The organism is Uliginosibacterium sp. TH139 (assembly GCF_002855595.1).
Classification (GTDB): Bacteria; Pseudomonadota; Gammaproteobacteria; order Burkholderiales; family Rhodocyclaceae; genus Uliginosibacterium; species Uliginosibacterium aquaticum.
The window spans coordinates 69,343-91,883 of sequence record NZ_PKRR01000011.1 but is presented as its reverse complement, the minus strand read 5'-3'; the positions used below and the strand labels follow the sequence as shown (position 1 = coordinate 91,883).

Below are 22,541 nucleotides of genomic sequence, written 5' to 3'. Positions count from 1 at the left end.
TCAGCCACGCGGGCTCAGGCAGAAGCGCACACAGCCGGCCCGGTTCTCCTCCAGACGCAGCACATAACCAGCCGACTCGGCCAGACGCCCGGCCTGATACAAACCGATACCGAGCCCGGTATCCGACGCCAGCGGGCGTAGCAGCAGGCTCGCGGCCCGCTCCGTCTCAATTGCCGCCCCATCATCCTCCACACTCAGGGAGCAGCCCTGCTCGCCCGCCACCAGCCGCACCTGTACCGCAGGCGCCCCCGACTTCTCCAGGGCATTACGCAGCAGGTTATCGGCCACACAATCGAAGAGCGCTGCCGGCAAGGCGGCAGCCGCCAACGGCCCCGCCTGCTGATAGCGCAGCACAGCTTCCGCATGGCGTGCCTGCAGGGCCTGCCACCACCCCAAAGCAGGGCGGGGCTGCAAGTCCTCCTCACGCGGTCGGCGAATGCGCTGCAAGGTTTCGTCCAGACGCCGGCGAACCTCCGGCAGCTGCCCCTGCAGCAAGGCCTGCACCCCTGCCGGGTTGCGCCCGCCATCGTCCAGCACCGCAAAACACAGCGCGTCGAGCGACTGCAGCAGATTCTTCAGCTCATGCGTGCTGCGCGCGCCGGTTTCATGCACTGCTCGCAGAAAGGACAGCGCCTGCAGCCGCTGCGCCTGCAAGCGCGCGGCATGAAACTCGGCCAGGATACGCAGCATCAGATCCAGATGCCAGGCGGGAGTCGGCGCAAACGCCTGCTGCCCATACACCGCCACCTCCAGAGTTCCGTGACGCAACTGCAGCACATGCCGGCTCGTCTTCCCGAGATGCGTCATCGCCTCCGTTTCAGCACAGCGCCAGAACACCCCCTGCACACCAGGCCACCCTGCCAAGCGCTCCATCGCCGCCCGCACCAGCGCCTCAGGTGAAGCCTCGTGCAAGGCCAGCTCCGCGACCTCATCGAGCCAGTGCGCAAATGGCTGCCCGCCCGACAACACTCGCCGCGAAATCGCCAGCCCCAGCCCCGCGAAACCCTTGCGCGGAGACCACACCAGCGCCATCAACAGCAAAGCCCCCGCAACCGAACCCAGCGCCTGCAGCAAGGCCCACACATAATCGCTACGCGCCACGAACATGAAGGCCAGCGCCCCCAATGCCACGCCCCCCAGTACCAGGGCAAAAATCAAGCTCCCCACCACATCCAGCGCATCCGCCGCCTGCGCCCCGCCGCACGGCAAACCCAGCACAGCCGCCCCCAGCAAGACCGGCAGCGCAAACCAGTTCGCAAACAAGGGCAGCACCGCCGGCACCTCGGCCAAACCCTCCAACAACTCGGGCATCACCCGGCCATTCAGAGCGACCACCAGATACACCACCAGCAACCAATAGAAGCCACGCTCGCGTGGTGCCGGATGGCAGAACACCTTGCCCCCGATCACCCCTGCCAGCATCAAGCCCCACAATAGGAGCAGTCCCCAGGAGAGCCACAGGCCGATCCCGGCCAGTGCCAGCCCAAACAGCAGCATGCCCGCCCAAGACAGCCGACGCCCGCCGCTCACCAGCGGCTGCCACAGCAGCACCAGACCGAAGTGCCCCAGCAGCAAGGCCTTTCCCGCCGGCGACAACGCGCCCTGCAACAAGGCCACATGCAACAAGGCCAGGGCCAGCAGTAACACCAGCGGCCCGGCATACATCAGCCAGCGCTCCGTGCGACGCCCCAGATCCGGCATGCGGTATTCCCTTTCATAAATGAATGAACAACAGATTGCCGAGATCCCGCCAATACCGTCAGAATCCTGACGCAAGCGTCGAGAAAACAACCACTACAGCGCCCACAACACCCCGAAAATGATCCCGGACAGCAGGCACCATTATTGCTCAAGGGCGGGCAGGAACATCACTCCCAGTGGGGACACACCATGAAACGCCAACAGTCCGGCTTCACCCTCGTCGAAATCGCCATCGTGCTGGTCATCATCGGCCTGCTGCTAGGCGGCGTACTGAAGGGGCAGGAGCTCATCAATAGTGCCAAGGCCAAGGCGGTCATCAGCGACTTCCGCAATACCGCCACCATGATCGCGGCGTATCAAGACCGTTTTCGAGCGCTACCAGGGGATGACAAAGCAGCAACAACACACGTGGGCAGCACGACAGTCAACGGAGACGGAGACGGCATGATTGAAGGCGCTTGGAACTCAGTCGTCGCCACCGCGGACACAACAAGCTTCACGCATGAATCTGCATATGCGTGGCAGCAGCTGCGCCTGGCAAACCTGACCTCCGGCTCGTCAGCGGCGCCATCTTCGGGCACCTGGGAGCCACAGAACACGGAAGGCGGGCGCATTGGCATCCAGAGCGCAGTGCCCTATACCAACATGCGTGGCCGGATTTTTGTGTGCCAAAGCAACGTCTCCGGACGTATCGCGCTGCAGGTTGACACCACCATGGACGACGGAACGCCAAATGCCGGCTCGGTCCAAATCGGAGCCGCGGCCTCGACATCTGGAACAACAGGGGCGACACCCGTAGCTTCAGCCTCCGCCGTCGACGAAAACACCCTCTACGTAGTCTGTGCCAGCTTCTGACTCCAGCACCGCTCCATCACTCGCCCCGCCCCACGCGGGGCTTTTCATTTCTGCACACCCTGCTCGCAAAAACGCCGGCAGAAGCCGGCGTCTCTTGCAACGTAAAACCTGCACCTTGCAACTCGCCGGCCTCAACTCCCCTTGAGCAGCTTTGCCTCTGCCGCCGCCAGCCCGCCGGGCAGGCCCAGCAAGACCACCACATCCCCCGCCTCCAGCAGCATGTCGGCCGCCGGATCGAGGCTGCGCACACCACGCCGGCGCACCGCAGCAACCTTTGCCGGGCAAACATCCAGCACGAGATCGCCTAGGCGCCGGCTTACGCCATACGCGCCCGGCGGCAGGGATACTGAATGCAGGCGCGCCTCCTGTGCATCATTCCCCTCATCCATATCCGAAGCGCCCAGAAAGAACCCTTTCATGAGGCTGTAGCGCTGAGTGCGGATCTGGCGCATGCGCCGGATCACGCGCGCGATCGGCGTGCCGATCAGGGTCAGGGTATGAGTGGCCAGCATGATGCTGGTTTCCAGCATTTCCGGCACCACTTCAGCGGCACCACGCTGGATCAGGCGCTCCATGTCGCGCTCATCCTGCGAGCGGGCTATCACTGGCAGACCAGGGCGTGCAGCCAGTACGTGATGCAAGACCTTGGTTGTCGCATGCTCATCGTTATAGGCAATCACCACAGCGCTGGCCCGCATCAGGCCGGCTGCAACCAGGGTTTCGTGGCGCGAGGAATCACCGAACACCACTGGATCTCCCGCCGCCGCCGCTTCCTGGATGCGATCCGGGTCCAGATCCAGGGCAACATAACCAATCCCTTCCTGCTCCAGCAGGCGCGCCAGATACTGCCCGGTGCGGCCGTAGCCGCAGATGATCACGTGCTTGTCCGTCGCGATCGACTTCGCCGCCACACGGGTCAGCTCCATCGAACGCAGCATCCATTCCGAGGCCACGAAGCGCAGCACGATCTTGTCGCTGTACTGGACGATGATCGGCGCGATCAGGAGCGAGAGTACCAGCGCCGCCATCACCAGTTGCAGCACGTCGTGCGGCACAGCTTCCACATCGGCCGCCAGCGTCAGCAGCACAAAACCGAATTCGCCCCCGGCGCACAGCCACAAACCGGCCCTCACGGCCGTTCCGTCCTGCCCCTCCAGCCAGCGTGACGCGCCAGCCACCACTGCAAACTTCAGAAGCAGCAAGCCAAGCAGGATCAGCAACACCCATTGCAGATTGCTGACAATCACATGCACGTCCAGGAACATGCCCACGGTGATCATGAACAGCCCCAGCAGCATGTCGCGGAAGGGCTTGATGTCCTCTTCCACCTGGATGCGGAACTCGGTTTCCGAAATCAGCATGCCGGCCAGGAAAGCCCCCAGCGCCAGTGACAGTCCGGCCATCTCGGTCACCCAGGAAAGCCCCAGGGTGATGAACAGCACATTGAGCATGAACAGCTCGGAAGACTTGCGCCGCGCGACGATGGTGAACCAGCGTTTCATCAGGCGCTGACCGAAATACAGGATCAAGGCCAGCACCGCCACCGCCTTCAGCGCGGCCATGAACAAGGTGTAGCCCAGCGCCTCGCCCGGTTGCGCCAGTGCCGGAATCAGAATCAGCAGGGGCACCACCGCCAAATCCTGAAACAGCAGTACGCCGATCACCTGGCGTCCGTGCGGCGTTTCCAGCTCCATGCGATCAACCAGGAGCTTGGAGAGCATCGCGGTGGACGACATGGTGATCACGCTGGCCACCGCGAAGCTGGCGGTCAGACTCTGCCCCAGCAGCCAGCACAACAAGCCGAAAAGCAGCATGCTGCCCAGCACTTGCAAACCGCCCAGCCCGAGCACGATGCGCTTCATGGCAAACAGGCGCGGCAAGGAAAACTCAAGGCCGATCGAGAACATCAGGAAGACCACGCCAAACTCAGCAAGGTAGCGAGCCTGGGCGTTATCCGGCACCAGCCCGGCGGCATGTGGCCCAAGCGCCGCCCCCACCGCGAGGTAGGCCAGCACGGCAGGCAGGTTGAAGGCACGAAAAACCGCCACCGCACACACGGTGACGGCCAGCAAGGTCAAAACAAGAGTGAGGGCACCGTGCATGTCTGGAAAAAAGAGGCTATGCCGGCACCCGGCCGGGCAAGCGGGGCGATGAGCGGCTTTGTTATACTCGCCGCTCAGTTTAACCGCAGCCCCGCCATGACCCCAACTGCCCCGACGAACAACGCCGCCGACCCGGTGAAAGCACTTGCCACTGCGCATCGCGTGCTCGCCATCGAGGCAGCTGCCGTCAGCGCACTCGAAGCACGTCTCGGTGACGATTTCGTGCGCGCCACCAATCTGATCCTGGCCTCGCGCGGACGCGTGGTGGTGAGCGGCATGGGCAAGTCCGGGCACATCGGCCGCAAGATCGCCGCCACGCTGGCCAGTACCGGCACGCCATCCTTCTTCGTGCATCCAGGCGAAGCCTCGCATGGCGACCTGGGCATGATCCAGCCGCATGACGTGCTGATCGCCATCTCCAATTCCGGTACGGCTGAAGAACTGCTGGTCATCGTGCCCTTGGTCAAGCGCATGGGCGCCGGCCTGATCGCCATGACAGGGAAACCAGACTCTCCGCTCGCCCGCCTCGCCGACGCTCATCTGGATACCGGCGTGGCCGAAGAGGCCTGCCCGTTGAACCTCGCCCCCACCGCCAGCACTACCGCCACCCTCGCCATGGGAGATGCGCTGGCCGTGGCGCTCCTCGAAGCGCGCGGCTTCGGCCCCGAAGATTTCGCCCGCTCACATCCGGGCGGTGCGTTGGGCCGCCGTCTGCTGACTCATGTGCGCGACATCATGCGCAGCGGCGACGCCATCCCGCAGGTTCCGGAATCAGCCAGCTTTGCCGAAGCACTGCTGGAAATGTCGCGCAAGGGCCTGGGCATGACCGCCGTCGTAGATGCGGCAGGCCGGGCCATAGGCATCTTTACCGATGGCGACCTGCGCCGTCTGCTCGAACGCGGGACGGACATCAAAGGCCTTAAGATCACCGAAGTCATGCATCGCAATCCGCGTGGCATCGGGCCCGACGCACTGGCCGTGGAAGCCGCCGAAATGATGGATCGCCACCGCATCAGCCAGGTGCTGGTCGTCGATGCCAAGCAACAACTCGTCGGCGCCTTCAACACGCTCGACCTCATGAACGCCAAGGTCATCTGATGAGCCAGCCCGCCAATTTTTCTGCCGAACACGCCAGCCGCCTGCGCCTGATGGCCTTCGATGTTGACGGCGTCCTGACCAATGGAGACCTCTACTTCACCCCGAACGGTGACGAGATCAAGGTCTTCTCCAGTCTCGACGGTCACGGCCTGAAGATGCTGCAGGAAGCTGGAGTCATCGTTGCCATCATCACCGGACGCAAGTCCGCGATGGTTGAACGCCGTGCCGAAAACCTCGGCATCCGTCACCTGTTCCAGGGAGTGCACGACAAGCGTGCTGTCATGCGCGAGCTACGCACCTCGCTTGATATGGCCTCCGAGCACACCGGTTACATGGGCGACGACGTGGTTGACCTGCCAATCCTGAGGGCTTGCGGCTTTTCTGCCACGGTGGCTGACGGCCACGAATTCGTGCGCGAACATGTCGACTACATCGCCACCAAGGGCGGTGGCCGCGGCGCCGTACGCGAGGTATGCGATTTCATCCTGTCGGCCCAGGGCAAGCTCGAGCCCATGCTGCGCCAGTACCTGCAAACATGAAACGCATCTCATCGTTATTCCCGCTAATCATTGTCGCCCTGCTGGCCGCGGCCAGCTTCTGGCTCGAATACGTCGTGCGCAACGAGAGTCAGAGCGGTCTCGGCAAGGGCCGGCACGACCCTGATGCGATCGTGAACAACTTCCAGGTTGATCGCTTCGACATCAGCGGCAAGCTGAGTTCTCGCCTGACGGCAAAGAAGCTCACCCACTACCCGGACGATGACACCGCCGACATCGAAACCCCGCACATCACCTTCCTGCACGAATCCCGCAACATGGAATTCCGCAGTGAACAGGCGCATGCCGACAATCGCCAGCGCACCGTGCTGCTGTTCGGCAAAGTGCGAGGCGAACGCCCCGCCACGGCAGATTCGGCCGCACAAACCCTCGACACTGACGAACTCACGGTCTGGGTCGATGATGAAATTGCCCGCACGCCGCAACCCGTGCTCTTCACCCACGGTAAAAATCGTGTAGAAGCCGTGGGCGCTGACTGGAACAATCTGACCGGGATGCTCAACCTGCACTCCAGCGTTCAGGCCACCCTCCCGCCGAAATCCACTACTCACTGAAGCCTGCGAGCGCCCCATGCCCATCAGCCTCCGCATCACCGCTCTTGCCCTCTGCCTTGCCGCGCTACCGGGCATCGCCCTTGCCGAAAAGGCCGACCGCGAAAAACCAGTCACCATCAAGGCTAGCAAAGCCAGTGCGGACGACCGCAACAAGGTGCAGATCTTTGAGGAGAACGTTCGCCTCGTCCAAGGCACTCTGGAAATCACAACCGACAAGCTTGTTGTGAGTCAGGACGCAGAAGGCTTTCAGAAAGGCGTCGCTACCGGTGGCAAGGATGGCCTCGCTCGCTTTCGCCAGAAACGAGAAGGACGCGACGAATACATTGAGGGCGAAGCAGAGCGCATCGAATACGATGGCCGCACTGACACAGCCCGCCTCTTCGTCCGGGCCCAGGTTCGCAGCGGCCCCAATGAAAGCCGCGGCCCTTACATCGAATACAACGGCTACACCGAGCTCTACACCCTAAGCGCCCAGCCGAGCAGCGGTGTCAGCAAGAGCAGTGACGGAGTCACGGTCATCATCGCCCCGCGCAGCGCCCAGCCCGCGCGTAAGCCCTAAAGCCAGACCTCTTGCGCGGCGCGCACTGCGCGCCAGCGCCTGCCCTTCTGGACACAGTCTAAAAGACTGCGGCAGCACAGCAAATTCTGCTGCTATCTCTCCCAGGGTACGCGCCGCAACCCCTGCTCTGACAAAGAGTATGGTTAAAAAACCTTCTCCGCCCGTACTTGCTGCGGTGCAGCAAAAACTTCTTGACTGTCGGTTTCTCCTCCATATAATTCGGGTTGTGCGGCGCAACAAAAGTTTGATCCGGCAGCACATGCGTAGCGCCCGTAGCAGTTCTGCTCAACCGAATTGAACCTGACTCAGGAGATCACCATGTCCCTTCCCGATCAAATCAGCATCGCCAACAAAGCCTCCATCGAAGCCGCCCTGACGTTTGCCAATACCGCCTTTGCAAGCGCCGAAAAACTGGCCACCCTCAACCTCAACACCGCACGTACCCTGCTGGAAGAAAGCGTTTCCAACGCCAAGACTCTGCTCGGCGCCAAGGATGCGCAGGAATTGGTCTCGCTGCAGAGCGCACTGGCTCAGCCGACCATCGAAAAGATCGTCTCCTACGGCCGTAGCGTCTACGAAATCAGCGCAGCCGCTCAGGAAGACATCGGCAAGATTCTCGAGTCGCAAATGTCGGAAGTAAACAAAAACGTCTCAGCGGCGCTGGATAAGGCCGCCAAGTCGGCGCCTGCAGGTTCAGACGTCGCCGTAGCCGCCGTCAAATCCGCCATCGCCGCCGCCAATTCGGCTTACGACAGCATCAACAAGGCCGCCAAGCAGGTTGCCGAGATCGCTGAAGCCAATGTTGCCGCCGCCACCACCGCCACGGTAAAGGCTGTCGGCAGCGCCGCTCCGAAGGCCAAGAAGGTCGCCTGAGCCACACCCGTCATCGGGCCCCGGCTGCAACCGCCGGGCTTTCAGACCCGCAGTCGCAATGACTGCGGGTTTTTTACGTCTGTAATACTCTCGCCCACTGGGCTTGGCTTGTGATCGCAGCCACCGGCCCACCACAGCAACCCCCTGCATCCGGCCTCCTGAACCCCACAAAACATGGCGGCTCAGACCTGTGCGCTGGAAGTTCCGTTTGCTCGGAAAGATGCATTTCCTGAGCTCCGCTCACAGCCCAATAGCACAGCATCGGAGAGCCCCCTCAAGGGAGGTAGCTCATCCCTTGCGTCGCAGATAGCCACTCACTTGCGCCAAAGTTCAGGGTGCAAAGAACAAAGCCCCGCATCCAGACAGAGAGCGGCTCACACCGAGCCGCATCTACTGACGGTATCAAACCCTCAGGCAACACTTGCTCCAGAGACTGTCTCTCATGGAGCGGGCGCCTATAAAACCTACCTCAACCCGTACAACAAGCAACACAAAATCAGGCACAAAAAAAGGCAGCCCGAAGGCTGCCTTTTCAAGTCGTTTGACACTTCCGGAGGAAGGATCAGAACTCCTTCACGAAGCCCACGCGGGTGTAACGCTCGTCGCGCTTGGTAGCGGAACGGGTTGCACCAAAAGCATCGGCGGTGCCGTCATAGCCACCCACGCTGTTTTCGTTGCGTTCCCAATCGCTCTTCTGCACAGCGCCGTAGACGTACACGCTCTTGGTCAGGAAGTAAGCGCCGCCCATCATCCAGCCATGGCCGCTGTTACGGTTGCTGCCGACGTCACGCACGATCGAGTACTCGACACCGACGGAAGCCTTGTCGTTGAAGTTGTACGACACGACGGCGTTGGTGATCTTGTCCTGATAGGCGGTGTTGATAGCGCGAGCGCGACCATTCTGGGTGGAGTAGGTACCAGCCAGCTTCAGACCACCAATCGGGAACACCGACACGAAGGCGCGTTGGAAGCGCATGCCATCTTCGGTTGCATCGGTCACGCCGGTGCTGGTGCGGCTCACATAGTCGTAACCACCGTTCACCACCTTGCCGAAGGCGAACTGGAAGCCACCGCCCAGAACGTCGCCGCTGCCGGTTGCATCAACGTTGTTGTTGCCGCCCTTGCGGTTGTCGCCGATCGCGTAGATGGCTTGGCCACCGATCTTGAAGGAGCCGAGGCTCAGGGTCGGGGTCAGGTACTGGGTGGTACGGTTGGTCAGCGCGGTCATGCGGTAGGTGGAGATGCCGTACTTGACGAATTCCAGATCCTTCGGCTCAACCATGTAAGGCTTGCTGGCGACGTAGAAGTCGTCACCGAAGTTCTGCACGCCCCACTGCACGCGACCAAGCATCTTGCTGCTCAGGTACACGGCCTTCTTATCGTTGGAGGTCAGACCGCCCACACCGGCAACGGTGGAGGTGGTGCTGTTGTTGGTGGCCTTGCCATCGAAGAAGTCAGAGAAGCGCAGATCGATGCTGACACCGGCCTCCAGATCGCTGTTGATGGTTTCCTTGGCGCTGACGGTGATGCGCGAGGTGGAAGCGCTGCCATCCGACAGGGTTTCGGTGGTCTTGCCACCGGTGGAGCCGCCGCTGGAATCAGCGTTGGCAGTCTTCTTGAATTGATAACCGGCATCAACCTTACCGCCGATGGTCACGGAAGTTTGAGCGAAAGCGGCGCCAGACATCAGGCCGGCGACTGCCAGAGCAATGAGTTTCTTCTGCATGAGTTTCTCCTCACAGTTGAAGTACGGGGGCATGGCAGTTGCTACCTTGCTCTCCCATCCCACCTCTCGCGATTCGAGAAGTTGGGCTGATTCTGGCAAGTGGCTATGACTCACGGCAACACAAAGTCTCCCGCAGACGAGATTTGGCGCCGCCCCTGTTGCAGGCGTGCAACAGAAACATAATTCCACCCAGTCAAAAACACATCAGCTGAGCATATCCCGAGCCACAAAAAAACACCGGGGCACAGGCCCCGGTGTCATGAATGCAGCTTCTAGCAAGCGATCAGGCAGGCAGATCTGCCAGATAGAGTGCGGGCTCGCCTTCAAAATCAGAAGTAAACAGCACCCGCTTGTCATCCGGCGTAAAGGAAGGGTGCGGATGCGTGACCTGACGGTCTTCCTTGTACACTTTCCACGACGAGCTGTGCTTGCAGATCTTCTTGGTGGTCTTGGCCTTGAGGTCGAACATGTACAGGAAGGGGTCGTTCTCATGCTCGTGAGCGGAGGTGTCAGACACATCCGGAGGCGTATCGCAGCCATCGCCCACGGCAAGCGTGCCGTCGTAGTTCGAATACAGGTGCGAGCAGGCAGGCATCGTGAGTAGGGCTTCATTCTTGAGCGTGATCGGGTCTGCGGCACAGATCCAGCGCTCGGTGCTGCCCTTCTTGTAAGACACGTAGATCATCTTCGAGCCGTCCGGCGTGAAGAACTCATGCGTGCAGCTCTCGCCTTCTTCGTGCTCCTTGACCTTGCGGACGTTCGTGCCATCTTCATTGACGAACCACATGCGCGCATCGACCAGATCATGCGGGCCCTCATGGCAGTAGGCCACGGTGCTGTCGTCGAAGGGGCGATACAGCGGGTGGCCCATCCACTTGGCCTGCTCGAAGATCACGCTGCTGGTGCCGGTGGCTATATCGATCTTCACCAGGCGGCAACGCGGCTTGTTGTGGTACTGCACGGCAAACTCTTCCCAGGTCTTGAGCGGCAGCAGGTCGCCTTCAACCACTTCGATACCGACCAGCTTGGTACATTCGGTATTAGCCACCCAGGTGCCGTAGCCCTTGTACCCTGCCGGCACGGTGTAGAGCACCTCTTCGACCAGCGAGTCGAGATTGACGCGACGCAGCTCGCGGCCGCCCTTCACGTAATAGAGATACTTATCGTCTGGCGAGAGGAAGTTGCCGAAGGTATTGTCGACCTTGCCGACGCCATCCGTAAGCTGGCGCGCGGTTTGTGTCTTGAGGTCGAGCAGGTAGGCATTCCAGCTACCGTTGTCAAAGAGGCCACCAAACAGCAGCTTCGAGCCATCGTTGGTAAAACACTTCTGATAGAAGTAGTTACGGTGGCAGGTCACGTCAACCGGGGTCAGACGCGTCACGCGCGCGCCCGTATCGGAATCGGTGAAGTCTTCGAATTTCAGCTGGATGGTATCGCCCTTGGCCATGGTGTTCCCCAAGAAAAATCTGCAGAACCGGCTCCGCAGAAAGTCTGGCATTTTACGGCAAGGGCGCCCGAAATCTTTAACCACGCCAGCAAGAATGTAAGCTCCGACGGGATCGCTTGACCCAAGGCAAGGCCATTGCACAGGGGGCTCCACTAAGCTTGGCGCCTGTTTTCAGGGGATCGAACGCAATGCTCAAACCCGAGCTGGTGTGCCCGGCCGGCGGCCTGCCGGCACTCAAGGCCGCCGTGGATAACGGGGCCGATACGGTCTACATGGGGCTCAAGGATGCGGCGACCAACGCCCGCAACTTCAGCGGTCTGAATTTCGATCTTTCCACCGCCCGCGAAGGCATCCGCTACGCGCACGGCAAGGGTCGCAAGGTGCTGATGGCCATCAACACCTTTGCCCAGGCAGGCGAAGAGCCTCGCTGGCACAAGGCCATCGATACGGCCGCGGAGCTTGGCGTGGATGCAGTGATCCTGGCAGACATGGGACTGCTGGATTACGCCACTCGCACCCATCCGCAGTTGCGGCGTCACCTCTCGGTGCAAGGCTCGGCGACCAATTACGAGGCCATCAACCTGTGCCGCGACCTGTTCGGCATCCAGCGCGCCGTGCTGCCGCGCGTGCTGACCCTGCCGCAGGTGGAGCATGTGATCGCCCATACCGATGTGGAGATCGAGGTCTTCGGCTTCGGCAGCCTGTGTGTGATGGTGGAGGGGCGCTGCCTGCTCTCCAGCTACGCCACGGGTGAATCACCGAATACCGCCGGGGTGTGTTCCCCGGCCAAGGCGGTGCGCTGGGTGGAAACCCCCTCCGGTACGGAGGCTCGCCTCTCAGGCATCTTGATCGACCAGTACAAGGCCGATGAGCCGGCCGGCTACCCGACCCTGTGCAAGGGCCGCTTCGAGGTCAATCACGAAACTTATTACGCGCTGGAAGAGCCGACCAGCCTGAACATCGTCAGCGCGCTGCCGGACCTGCTCCGCATCGGCGTGGCGGCGATCAAGGTTGAAGGCCGCCAGCGCAGCCCGGCCTATGTGGCCGAGGTCACCCGCACATTGAGAGCCGCCCTCGACGCGGCCTGTGCCGATCCAGCCCGTTTTGCACCCAAACCTGCCTGGGATGCGGCGCTGGGCAAGGTGTCCGAAGGCCAGCACGTCACCCTGGGGGCCTATCTGCGCCCCTGGAAATGAAATCTTAGCCCGGATGCAGCGCCGCGAAGTCCGGGGCCAAGCCCATCACGACACACTCCCGGAATGTGGCCTGCGGCCTTCATCCGGGCTACGGATAACAGCATGAAACTGACCCTCGGCCCCCTGCTCTACTTCTGGCCCCGTGAGGACGCCCTCGCCTTCTACCGCGAAGCGGCGGACTGGGCCGTCGATACCATTCACCTTGGCGAAGTGGTGTGCAGCCGCCGCCAGCAGGTGCGGCTGGATGACTGGCTCGGGCTGGCCCGAGAACTGGCCCAGGCAGGCAAGGAAGTGGTGCTCTCCTGCCAGGCGCTGCTTGAATCCGAAAGCGAACTCAAGACCCTGCGCCGCCTCTGCGGCAATGGTGAATTCCTCGTCGAAGCCAACGACCTCGGCGCCGTGCAGTTGTTGCGCGGCGGCCGCTGGGTGGCCGGCCCGCATCTCAACATCTACAACGCCAGCACACTGAAGCTCATGGCGGACATGGGTGCGCAGCGCTGGGTGCCTCCAGTGGAGATGAGCGGCGAGCGTCTGCAGCAATTGCTGCAAGATGCGGGCACCATCGAAACCGAATTGTTTGCCTGGGGACGCCTGCCGCTGGCCTTTTCGGCGCGCTGCTTCACCGCCCGCCACTTCAACCTGAAGAAGGACGATTGCCAGTTCCGTTGTCTGGAGTTTCCGGACGGCCTCGCGCTGGATACCCGCGAGGGCCAGCACTTCCTCGCCATCAACGGTATTCAGACCCAGTCCGGCGCCGTGCAGGCGCTGCTGCCGCATCTGGCTGGCTTCGCCGCGGCCGGCGTCACGGGCCTGCGCATCAGCCCGCAGGCCCGCCACACCGCCGAAATCGTGCGCCTGCATCGTGCCGCGCTTGACGGCGCTGCGCTAGACTCCACGCAACTGGCCGGACTTGCTCCGGCCGAACTCTGCGATGGTTACTGGCTGGGCCGCGAAGGCATCCGGCTTGGAGAAGAGCATGTTTGCTGAACTACGCCCGCCAAAATTTCTCGCCGAAATCGGCCCGAAGCTGCCCCAGCGCCCGTGGAGTGATGTGCTCTGCGCCAGCCTGGAGCTCGCCCGCTTCACAAAGCAACTGGACGCGGACTTCAGCTTCCTAGAAGGGCGCACGCTGCGCATCGTGATCGAGGATCTGGGGGCTCGCGCCACCCTGCGCTACGTGAACGGCCATTTCCGCCCGGCTCCTGCAGATGCTGAGGCAGATGTGAGCTTCCGCGCAGCGACCGCCGATTACCTGAAACTGCTGCGCCGCACGGAAGACCCGGACACGCTCTTCTTCCAGCGCAAGCTGCGTATCGAGGGCGACACCGAGCTGGGCCTGACCCTCAAGAACCTGCTCGACTCGATCGAGCCGCCCGCTTGGTTCAGCAAGTTGGTCGCCTGACGCATGGCGGATGAGCCCTACGCCCGCTTCCGGCAGAGCGAGCTGATCCTGCGCGACGAGCTGGCCATCGACCGGACGCTCCTGGCCAACGAAAACACCCTGCTCGCCTACCTGCGCAGCGCCGTGACGCTCGCAGTTGGCGGCGCCACCCTGCTGCACTTTTTCCCTGCGGGTCACCTGTACTGGCTGGGCATTGCCTCCATTACAGCGGGCATCGGGCTGGGAGTGTTCGGCGTCTGGCGCTTTCTCCGCACCCAGCGCAGCATCAAGCAGGTGCGCCAGAAGACCGAAGCCTGATGCTGGACATCCTCTATCGCGACGAACACCTCATTGCGATCAACAAGCCTGCCAAGCTGCTGGTGCACCGCTCGGAGATCGATCGCCACGAAACGCGCTTCGCCATCCAGCTGCTGCGCGACCAGATCGGGCGCATGGTGTGGCCGGTGCATCGGCTTGATCGCGGCACGTCGGGGGTGCTGCTGTTCGCACTGGACCGCGACACGCTGGCGCTCGCAGGCCAGGCCTTCGAGCGCAACGAGGTAGAAAAGGAATATCTGGCCGTGGTGCGAGGCTGGCCCGAGGCGCAAGGCGTGATCGACCATCCGCTCACGCGCCAGTACGACCCCTACGAATCCCGCCCCGAGGAGGAGCCCGCGCAGGAGGCCTGCACCCGCTTCGAGCGCTTGGCCACGGTGGAGCTTCCCTTTGCGGTGGATCGATATCCGGCGAGCCGCTACGCCCTGCTGCGCCTGTTCCCGGAGACCGGCCGCCGCCACCAGATCCGCCGCCATCTCAAGCACATCGCCCATCCGATCATCGGCGATGCCACCCACGGCAAGGGCGTGCACAACCGTTTCTTCACCACCCAGTTCGGCAGCGAGCGAATGCTGCTGGCCTGTACCCACCTGCGTCTTCCGCATCCGCTTAGCCAGCACACGCTGGACCTGGAGGCGCCGCTGGATCCTGCTTTTTCAGCAGTCCTTGCGCAAACCGGCTTGGCTTACGGTCTGAAGCCCGCCAAGGCCACGACCAACTGAGCGACGACTCCGCTCCAGTCGCCAGCCTGCGTCTGACGGAACAGGCGCGCACTGGGATACCAGGGGCTATCACTGCGCTCCTGCAGCCAGCGCCAGTCCGCCGTCGTGCATAGCGCTATCCAGACGGGCTTGCCAAGTGCGCCTGCCAGGTGCGCTGCAGCGGAATCCACCGAGATCACCAGATCCAGCTGCTCGACCAGTGCGGCGGTATCGAGAAAGTCATTCCGGTCCGCGGCAAAGTCCCGCCCGCCGAAAGCCTCCAGGCGCTCACGGTCATCCTCGGTCAAGGCCTTCTGCAACGACACGATTGTGCTTCCGCTCGCCTGGCAAGCCCGGAGCAGTGGTTCGAGCGCGGCCAAAGGCATCGAACGCTTGGCATCCTCGACATTGGCCGGATTGCCGGCCCAAGCCAGACCGATCCGCAAACCGGCAGACAAATCTTGCAGACGCGCCTGCCAGACAGTACGGCGCGGCGGCGTCACGGCCAGATAGGAAGCGCGGGCAGGAATAGTATCCAGCTCCGTCCTGAAAGCTCGCGGCAATGACATCAGGGGGCAATGCAGATCGAAGGCCGGCAAGGTCTCTTTATCGTTCAGTACGGCAGCAGCCCCCTCCACCGATTCAAACAAGGGAATCAATTCCGAATGGGCCGCGAGGATGACCCGGGCACCGCGCTCAGCCACCAACGGGGCATAGCGCACAAACTGAATGGCATCACCAAATCCCTGCTCGGCGTGCAGCAGGATGGTCTTGCCGGCCAGATCCGCCTCCCCCGCCCACAGTGGCTGCGGGAACTGGCGGGGCGGTGGGAAACGGCACGAAAGCCAGCGTGATTCATAGAGACGCCAGCCCTCGGCGTAATCGCCCTTGAGCAGACGACACAGGGCTTCATTCCAGGTCGCCTCGGCAAAACCGGCAGGATCATTGCGCGCTTCGGCATAAGCGGCCAACGCCTCATCGACCTTACCCATGGCATGCAGCGAGCAAGCCAGATTGAAACTGGCCTCGGAAAAGGCTGGCCGCAGGCGCCGGGCTTCGGCAAAGGCTTCCAGCGCCTCGTCAATCCGCCCCAGATCCTTGAGCGAGCTCCCTTTGTTCAACCAAGCCTCGGCATTGCCCGGCTCTAGCGCCAGGGCCCGTTCGAAGAACGGCAGGGAGTCCTCGAAGCGCTTGTTTTTCCAGAGCAGAGCCCCGCAATTGTTGTAAGCAGCCACATCGCCCGGCTCCAGTTCGATAGCGCGCAGATAGGCTGCCTCGGCCTCCTCAAGGCGCTGCATCTGCTCAAGCAGGTTGGCGCGATTGAAATGTACCGAAGCCAGGCTGGCATGCAAGCGAATTGCATTGTCATAGCAGGCGAGCGCCTCCTCCAGCCGGCTCTTGCGCCGCAAGAGCATGCCGAGATTGATCCACGGCCCCGGATGCTCCGGATCTGCCCGCTGCGCATCGCGAAAAAACCGCTCTGCGGCTTCGTCCTGACCACGGTCACCCGCGATCAGGCCCAGCAGGTTGAGCGCATCCGCGGCTGCGGGCGCCATCTGCAACACGGACTTGCACCGTGCCTCGCTGACCGCCAGCTCGCCTTGCGCGTAACTCTGCACGGCTTGCTCAAGCAGACCATGAATGATGTTCATCAGATACGTCATGAAATCTCTCTCTAAAGCCCAAAATGGCGGTGGGCAGATCAGGCTGGCAGTGCCTGCCGCATCTGTGCAACCAGGCCCTGCCAGTCCCCCGGCGAGCCCTGACGGAACAAGCGGGCGGTGGGATACCAGGGGCTGTCCGCACGATCCAGCAGCCAGCGCCACTCGCCCACGAAAGGCAAAGCCAGCCACAGCGGCTTGCCCAGCGCGCCAGCCAGATGCGCAGCAGCCGAATCGACCGAGATGACCAGATCAAGTTGCTCGATCAGTGCAGCCGTATCGAGAAAATCATTGATCTCGGCACTGAAGTCCGCCACGCCGAACTTCACCAGCAGGCCACGCTCAGCCTCCGTAGGCGCCTTCTGCAGCGAAACGAAATGGGCGCCCGAACGCAGCAGGGGCTCAAGGCTTGCCAACGGCATCGAGCGGTTGAAATCGTTGCGGTGGGCGGGATTTCCTGCCCAGGCAATCCCGATCTTCAAACCCTGCGGCAAGTGGGCCAGGTGCTCACGCCAGCACAGGTTACGCTCGGCCGATACGCCAAGATAAGGCACCTCCGCCGGAATGCTTTCGAGGCAGGTGCCAAAGGCCAGCGGCAAGGTCATCAAGGGGCAATGACAATCAAAAATCGGCAGCGAGTCGCCCGCATCGATCACCTCGGCAACGCCGGCCACCGATTCAAGCAGCGAGCGCAGGCCCTGACGCACTTCGAGCAGCACCCGCGCACCTCGTGCAGCCACCAGCGGAACATAACGGGCGAACTGCAGCGAATCACCAAAACCCTGCTCGCCATGCAACAGGATGGTCTTGCCAGCAAGGTCCGTGTCACCCAGCCACAGTGGTTGCGAAAAATTGCGCGCGGCAGCGAAACCATCGACCTGCCAGCGCGCCTCGTGCAGGCGCCAGCCCTCCAGAAAATCCCCCGTCAGCAGTCGGCAGCGGGCTTCGTTCCAGCGGGCTTCGGCAAACTCCGGCGCAAGGCGCCGGGCTTCTCCATAAGCCGCCAGGGCTTCGTCGAAGCGACGCATATCCTGCAACACCAGGCCCCGGTTGTTATGCAGCAAGGCCAGCGCCGGCTGCTGGCGGATGGCAAGATCAAGCGCAGCCAGAGCTTCTTCAAAACGGTGCAGATCGCTCAACAGGTTGGCACGATTGACCAGCGCCTCGAAATAATCAGGCGCGAGGCGCAAGGCCTGTTCGAACGCAGCGAGGGCGGCCCGCCGCTCACCTTCAGCCAGCAAGATCAACGCATGGGTGTTGTGCGCGGAAGGGGAGTCCGGCCGGATCGCCAGTGCGCCGCGAATCATGGCCAGCGCTTCGCTCAGCCGGCCCAAGCCCTGCAGCACGGAAGCCAGGGCTTCGAACACGACGGGGTTGCCGGGCGCCACGGCCAGCAACCGGCGCAGCAATTGCTCTGCCTGTACCAGGCGGCCGCTCTCCGCATGCTCAAGCGCCAGCCGAAAGGCCTGCTCCGGCGTGTACTGCCCCTGTGGGGGTGACGCAAAGATATTCATGCTCACTCAGCCCTGTTCATTCAGCACGCCGGTCAGTGCAGCAACAACTCCCTGCCAATCACCAGGAGTGGTTTGCCGGAACAATCGCGCAGACGGATACCAGGGGCTGTCGTAGCGTCCCTCGAGCCAGCGCCAGTCTGCAGCGAACGGCAGCAGGATCCAGGCCTCACGGCCCAAGCCCCCGGCCAGGTGCGCGACCGAGGTATCAATCGATATCACGCGGTCCATCTGTGAGAGCAGCGCGGCGGTGTCTTCAAAATCACCGAGCGCATCATCATGGAGGAATACATTCGGAAAATCCGCCAGATAGCGGCGCTCCTCATCGGAGACCACCTTCTGCGCAACATGGAACTCCATTCCCGTCGCCAGGAGCGGCGCAAGCTGATCGACCGATAGGGACTTGATTCGGTCACCCGGTGTGGTCGTCCGCCAGACCAAGGCAATCCTCGGCGCGGTAGCCGGGCCCAGGCGACGAGCCCAGACATCAAGCCGTGCCTGACGAACATCGAGATAAGGTCCGGAAACAGGCAGCGTGTCCAGCGTCACATCCAGCAACAAGGGCAGGCTGATCAGCTCGCAATGCAGATCAAACTCCGGCAGTGGCTCGCCCTGCGCCACAAGCCTCCCCATCCCGGGGCGCCCTTCCAGCAGCGGCAACAACCCCGCCTGCAATTCGAAGACGATATTCGTGTCCTGGCTAACCAGCTGAGGCAGGAAGCGGCAGAACTGCAGCGTATCGCCCAAACCTTGCTCGGCGTGAACGAGCAAGGTTCTGCCGGCGAGCGGCTCGCCTTGCCAGCGGGGCTCGGTCAGCTGGCGTAAAGCCAACTCCCGAGGCTCCTGCAAGCGCCATTCGTACAGCGGCCAGCCTTCCCGGTAGCGCCCGAGCTTGAGCAGGCACAGCGCCGCATTCCAGTGCGCGGCATAGTGCGCCGGATCACGCTGGGCGGCACGCGTGAAGCACTCCAGCGCGGCCTCGGTCTGCGCCGCAGCTTCGAGCACCAGTCCTCGCCCCACGGTCGCTTCTACATGCTCGGGCTGGAACACAAGGACGCGCTCGAAAATTGCGCCGGCTTCCTCTCGCCGTCCAAGCTGTTCGAGCGAAGCGGCCTTGCCGACATGCAGATCGAGATTGTCCGGCGCAATGCGCAAAGCCCTGTCAAACCAGGCAACAGCCTCCTCATGCCGACGCACTTTTTGCAGCAAGGTGGCGCAGTTGTTGTAAGCATCGGGATCCTGCGGATCGCAGCGCACGGCCTGCACGAAGGCCTCGACGGCCTCCTGCGGGCGACCTAGTTCGCGCAGGAGATTGCCACGGTTGAAATGCGCAGCAGCCATGTCCGGCCAGCCATGCAAAGCCTTGTCGTAGGCTTCCAGTGCTTCGGTGAAACGGCCCGTGGCCTTGAGCAGCATGCCCAGATTGAGCCAGATCTCGGCGGTCTCAGGCTGATGCCGCAGCGCCTCACGGAAGCAGGCTTCGGCGGAGGCTTCCTGGCCCGTCTCGCTCAGAATCAGGCCCAACAGATTGAGTGCATCGACAGAACGAGCCTCCATCTGCAGGACGGAGCGACAGCGCTGTGCAGCCTCGGGCAATTTACCTTGCTGATACAAGGAGAATGCAGTGGCCAACAGATTGTCGATAACGAATGACAACGGATTTACGGCCATGAACGGCATGCCATCCTGAAAAACGGTGGGCCATTATAAGGCAGCCGTATTCACCTGCCCGATCTCGATCCTGACCCTCAGACCACGCCCATCCGCGCCAGCCCCCAGGATCAGGCGGCCTTGATGCCCCTCGACGATCTCGCGCACGATGGCCAGGCCAAGGCCGCTGCCACCACCCGGAGAGTCGGGCAAGCGGGCGAAACGCTCCAGCACTCGGCCGCGCTGCTCAGGCGGAATGCCCGGGCCATCATCCTCGACCTCCAGCCAGACCTGCGTGGCATCGGCTCCGGTGCGCAAGGTCACGCAACCACCACGCGGAACATATTCGAGCGCGTTGTGAAGAAGATTGGCCATAGCCTCACGCAACAGCAAAGGAGATCCATTCAAAGGGGCGGTCCCAAGCTCAAAGCCCAGATCAATGCCGCCCTCGATCGCCCGGGGGACCCATTCATTGACGAGTTCACCGGCCAGTTTGGCCAGATCGGTCGGCACATGAGCGTCTGTACTACTGGCCCCGGGTTCGGCGCGCGCCAGAGATAGCAGTTGCACCGCCAGACGCGCCGAGCGCACGGCGGATTCGTGGATTTCACCAAGGCGGCCGCGGCTCTCGGGGTCCTTCGTTTCCAGCTGCGCCAGCTCGATGCGCGATTGCAGCCCGGCCAGCGGCGTGCGCAACTGATGCGCTGCTGTGGCAAGGAATGCCTGCTGGGCCTGGTTGGCCTCGCCCAACTGCTGCATCAGGCGATTCACCGCCGTCACCAGGGGCTGGACTTCATCCGGCGCGTCACGCAATTTCACTGGCGAAAGCTCACGCGGCGAGCGCCGCTCAATCTCGCGTGAGAGGCGCACCAGCGGCCGCAAACCACTGCCCAACCCGAACCACACCAGGGCAAAAGCCACGCTGCCCACAAGCGCCACCGGCACGAGGGCGGAGAGCTGCATGTCGCGGATCAGGCGGCCTCGCTTGCGCAGGGTGGCCGCCAGCACCACGCCGCAGTCAAGTGCACCGCAGGCCTTCAGAATGGCTACGGCACGCACCGGGCGCTCGTTGACCTGCGCGTCAAAGTAATACGGCTCGCCACGTTTGACGACATTTCCCGGCCACAGCAGGCCGCTCTCACCTGCGATGCGCTCGAAACGCTCGTTGAAAGCGGCGTACCAGTTGTAGTCCAGGGCGTCTGCGTCCAGCAATGCGGCGGCCTCGTCAGAAAGCTGGAAGCCGGTATCGCCGGTGTCGTCCACCACGAAGTGCTCGGCCAGCGCCACCGCGACGTCGTTCATGGCGCGATCGAATTCGCGCTGCATCGGGCGCACCGCCAACAGGTATTGCACGGCAGCGCTGGCCAGCAGCAGCGCCAGCAGAATCGGCAGCAGGATCAGCGCAAGGCGCCGACGCAGGCTGCCGCTAAGCTTGCGCAGCATCGATCGGCTCTTCTTCGAGCATGTAACCGAAACCGCGCACAGTACGGATGCGCAAACCGGAATCGGTCAGCTTGGTACGCAAACGGGAAACGTAGACTTCCACGGCGTTCTCGCTCACGTCCCCCTCCCAGCCCGATAGCGAGCTGACCAGATGCTCCTTGCTGACCACCTTGCCGAGATGGCGCAGGAAGTATTCGAGCAGCTGCCATTCGCGCGCCGGAAGCTCAATCTCCAGCCCGGCCACCCAGGCCCGTCGCGCGGCCGCATCCAGTACCAACTTGCCAACCGTGGTCTGCGCCCCGGCAGACTGGCCGCGTGCACGCCGCACCAGCGCCTTGGCGCGCGCCACCATTTCGGGCAGGGCAAAGGGCTTGACCATGTAGTCGTCCGCGCCCAGTTCAAGGCCATGCACGCGATCATCGATCGCCTCGCGCCCAGTCAGCACCAGCACCGGCAGGCGCAAGCCCGCGGCACGCACCCGGCGCAGCACTTCGAAACCGTCAATGCCGGGCAGGCCGATATCCAGCACCAGCAGGTCGTAGTCATCCGCCTGCAGGGAGTTGGCCACTGGCTCGCCCTTGGCGGTCCAGTCGACCTGCGCGTCGGCCTGGCTCTGCAGGGCACGCGAGATCGTATCGGCCAGCGCAGGATCGTCTTCCACCAGCATGACGCGCATGTTCAGGGCTTTCAAATTAAGAGTTCATATGGTGCCAGAAAAGCACAAACGCCCGTGGAGGTGGCGGGCGCTTGTGCTGGCTTGAGCCGCTTGCGCGACCCCTCAGACATTTACTTCTTGGCCGGCGCTACAGGTGCGGAAGCCGCCGGTGCCGGAGCGGCAGGCGTCGAAGTACTGGCCGAAGACTTCGCCTCAGTCTTCTTCTCGGTGCTTGCCACCTTGTGCAGCGCGGGAGCGGTGGTCTTCCCGGTGCTCACGGTGGAGGTTGCCTTTTCGGTCTTGGCCACCGCCTTGACCGGAGCAGCCGGCGTTTCGGCGGCAAAAGCGGTGGAGGCTGCGAAAGCCAGGGCAACAACGCTCAGGGTGATCTTGGTCATTTGGCAATTCCTCGTATCTGGTTGAGTGGCGGACTTGCTTGAGCGCGTGTCCGACCACTGCAGATTAAGGATTGAAGCTGACCACAGCCTGAGGCCAGACTGACAGCGAGCTGACACCACCTGCCCTTGCTGCTCAG

At 62.6% G+C, this 22,541-nt stretch carries 21 protein-coding genes; 11 read left to right on the top strand and 10 right to left on the bottom strand.

Features of this window, described 5'->3' with window-relative positions; genetic code table 11:
• Entirely contained in the window at positions 1 to 1,701 is a 1,701-nt protein-coding gene (locus C0V76_RS18430) for an ATP-binding protein (protein WP_101944368.1), read from the bottom strand.
• A 189-nt stretch (positions 1,702 to 1,890) separates the two neighbouring features.
• On the opposite strand from C0V76_RS18430, the gene C0V76_RS18425 reads away from it, so the two are divergent.
• On the top strand, positions 1,891 to 2,556 hold the full coding sequence (locus C0V76_RS18425) for a prepilin-type N-terminal cleavage/methylation domain-containing protein (protein ID WP_101944367.1): 666 nt from the start codon (positions 1,891 to 1,893) through the stop codon (positions 2,554 to 2,556).
• Between the two features lie 131 nt (positions 2,557 to 2,687).
• On the opposite strand, the gene C0V76_RS18420 is transcribed toward C0V76_RS18425, so the two are convergent.
• Entirely contained in the window at positions 2,688 to 4,658 is a 1,971-nt protein-coding gene (locus C0V76_RS18420; protein ID WP_101944366.1) for a monovalent cation:proton antiporter family protein, read from the bottom strand.
• Positions 4,659 to 4,754: 96 nt separating this feature from the next.
• On the opposite strand from C0V76_RS18420, the gene C0V76_RS18415 reads away from it, so the two are divergent.
• The 5 genes from C0V76_RS18415 to C0V76_RS18395 all read left to right on the top strand — a co-directional run bounded on the left by C0V76_RS18415 (position 4,755) and on the right by C0V76_RS18395 (position 8,299).
• Positions 4,755 to 5,756 carry an SIS domain-containing protein gene (locus tag C0V76_RS18415; protein WP_216821795.1) on the top strand — a complete coding sequence of 334 codons (1,002 nt, stop codon included), beginning with the start codon at positions 4,755 to 4,757 and terminating at the stop codon, positions 5,754 to 5,756.
• The gene (locus tag C0V76_RS18410; protein WP_101944365.1) at positions 5,756 to 6,295 is read left to right on the top strand and encodes an HAD family hydrolase; all 540 of its coding nucleotides are present in this window, start codon (positions 5,756 to 5,758) and stop codon (positions 6,293 to 6,295) included. The genes C0V76_RS18415 and C0V76_RS18410 overlap by 1 nt, the downstream gene beginning before the upstream one ends.
• Complete coding sequence (gene lptC, locus C0V76_RS18405; RefSeq protein WP_158239287.1) at positions 6,292 to 6,867, top strand: LPS export ABC transporter periplasmic protein LptC; 576 nt, start codon at positions 6,292 to 6,294, stop codon at positions 6,865 to 6,867. The genes C0V76_RS18410 and lptC overlap by 4 nt, the downstream gene beginning before the upstream one ends.
• Positions 6,868 to 6,883: 16 nt before the next feature.
• Complete coding sequence (gene lptA / locus C0V76_RS18400; protein ID WP_101944363.1) at positions 6,884 to 7,426, top strand: lipopolysaccharide transport periplasmic protein LptA; 543 nt, start codon at positions 6,884 to 6,886, stop codon at positions 7,424 to 7,426.
• Between the two features lie 318 nt (positions 7,427 to 7,744).
• Positions 7,745 to 8,299 carry a phasin family protein gene (locus C0V76_RS18395; RefSeq protein ID WP_101944362.1) on the top strand — a complete coding sequence of 185 codons (555 nt, stop codon included), beginning with the start codon at positions 7,745 to 7,747 and terminating at the stop codon, positions 8,297 to 8,299.
• Between the two features lie 562 nt (positions 8,300 to 8,861).
• Here C0V76_RS18395 and C0V76_RS18390 read toward each other — a convergent pair.
• On the bottom strand, positions 8,862 to 10,025 hold the full coding sequence (locus C0V76_RS18390) for a porin (RefSeq protein WP_158239286.1): 1,164 nt from the start codon (positions 10,023 to 10,025) through the stop codon (positions 8,862 to 8,864).
• Positions 10,026 to 10,308: 283 nt separating this feature from the next.
• A complete protein-coding gene (locus C0V76_RS18385) occupies positions 10,309 to 11,472 on the bottom strand; it encodes an oligogalacturonate lyase family protein (RefSeq protein ID WP_101944360.1) in 1,164 nt (387 codons plus the stop codon).
• Between the two features lie 188 nt (positions 11,473 to 11,660).
• Between C0V76_RS18385 and C0V76_RS18380 the strand changes: the two genes are divergently transcribed.
• The 5 genes from C0V76_RS18380 to C0V76_RS18360 all read left to right on the top strand — a co-directional run bounded on the left by C0V76_RS18380 (position 11,661) and on the right by C0V76_RS18360 (position 15,107).
• Positions 11,661 to 12,668 (top strand): peptidase U32 family protein, encoded by a 1,008-nt coding sequence (locus tag C0V76_RS18380; protein ID WP_101944359.1) that lies wholly within the window; start codon positions 11,661 to 11,663, stop codon positions 12,666 to 12,668.
• A gap of 102 nt (positions 12,669 to 12,770) precedes the next feature.
• Positions 12,771 to 13,655: a U32 family peptidase gene (locus C0V76_RS18375; protein WP_101944358.1), complete on the top strand. Its 885-nt coding sequence runs from the start codon at positions 12,771 to 12,773 to the stop codon at positions 13,653 to 13,655.
• A complete protein-coding gene (locus tag C0V76_RS18370; protein ID WP_158239285.1) occupies positions 13,645 to 14,070 on the top strand; it encodes an SCP2 domain-containing protein in 426 nt (141 codons plus the stop codon). Before C0V76_RS18375 ends, C0V76_RS18370 begins: the two co-directional genes overlap by 11 nt.
• Before the next feature lie 3 nt (positions 14,071 to 14,073).
• The gene (locus C0V76_RS18365; protein ID WP_101944356.1) at positions 14,074 to 14,367 is read left to right on the top strand and encodes a YidH family protein; all 294 of its coding nucleotides are present in this window, start codon (positions 14,074 to 14,076) and stop codon (positions 14,365 to 14,367) included.
• Positions 14,367 to 15,107, top strand: a complete 741-nt coding sequence (locus C0V76_RS18360; RefSeq protein WP_101944355.1) for a pseudouridine synthase — start codon at positions 14,367 to 14,369, stop codon at positions 15,105 to 15,107. Before C0V76_RS18365 ends, C0V76_RS18360 begins: the two co-directional genes overlap by 1 nt.
• Here C0V76_RS18360 and C0V76_RS18355 read toward each other — a convergent pair.
• The 6 genes from C0V76_RS18355 to C0V76_RS18330 form a co-directional block, all read right to left on the bottom strand.
• Positions 15,071 to 16,750, bottom strand: coding sequence for a tetratricopeptide repeat protein (locus C0V76_RS18355; protein ID WP_101944354.1), 1,680 nt, complete (start codon positions 16,748 to 16,750; stop codon positions 15,071 to 15,073). The two genes, C0V76_RS18360 and C0V76_RS18355, sit on opposite strands and share 37 nt — an antisense overlap.
• Positions 16,751 to 16,788: 38 nt before the next feature.
• Positions 16,789 to 18,261 carry a tetratricopeptide repeat protein gene (locus tag C0V76_RS18350; RefSeq protein ID WP_101944353.1) on the bottom strand — a complete coding sequence of 491 codons (1,473 nt, stop codon included), beginning with the start codon at positions 18,259 to 18,261 and terminating at the stop codon, positions 16,789 to 16,791.
• Positions 18,262 to 18,267: 6 nt separating this feature from the next.
• Positions 18,268 to 19,929 (bottom strand): tetratricopeptide repeat protein, encoded by a 1,662-nt coding sequence (locus C0V76_RS18345; RefSeq protein ID WP_256376436.1) that lies wholly within the window; start codon positions 19,927 to 19,929, stop codon positions 18,268 to 18,270.
• A gap of 33 nt (positions 19,930 to 19,962) precedes the next feature.
• Entirely contained in the window at positions 19,963 to 21,351 is a 1,389-nt protein-coding gene (locus tag C0V76_RS18340; RefSeq protein ID WP_101944351.1) for a sensor histidine kinase, read from the bottom strand.
• Positions 21,335 to 22,042, bottom strand: a complete 708-nt coding sequence (locus C0V76_RS18335; RefSeq protein WP_368506657.1) for a response regulator transcription factor — start codon at positions 22,040 to 22,042, stop codon at positions 21,335 to 21,337. The genes C0V76_RS18340 and C0V76_RS18335 overlap by 17 nt, the downstream gene beginning before the upstream one ends.
• 95 nt (positions 22,043 to 22,137) lie before the next feature.
• A complete protein-coding gene (locus tag C0V76_RS18330; RefSeq protein WP_101944350.1) occupies positions 22,138 to 22,404 on the bottom strand; it encodes a hypothetical protein in 267 nt (88 codons plus the stop codon).
• Between the last annotated feature and the right edge of the window lie 137 nt (positions 22,405 to 22,541).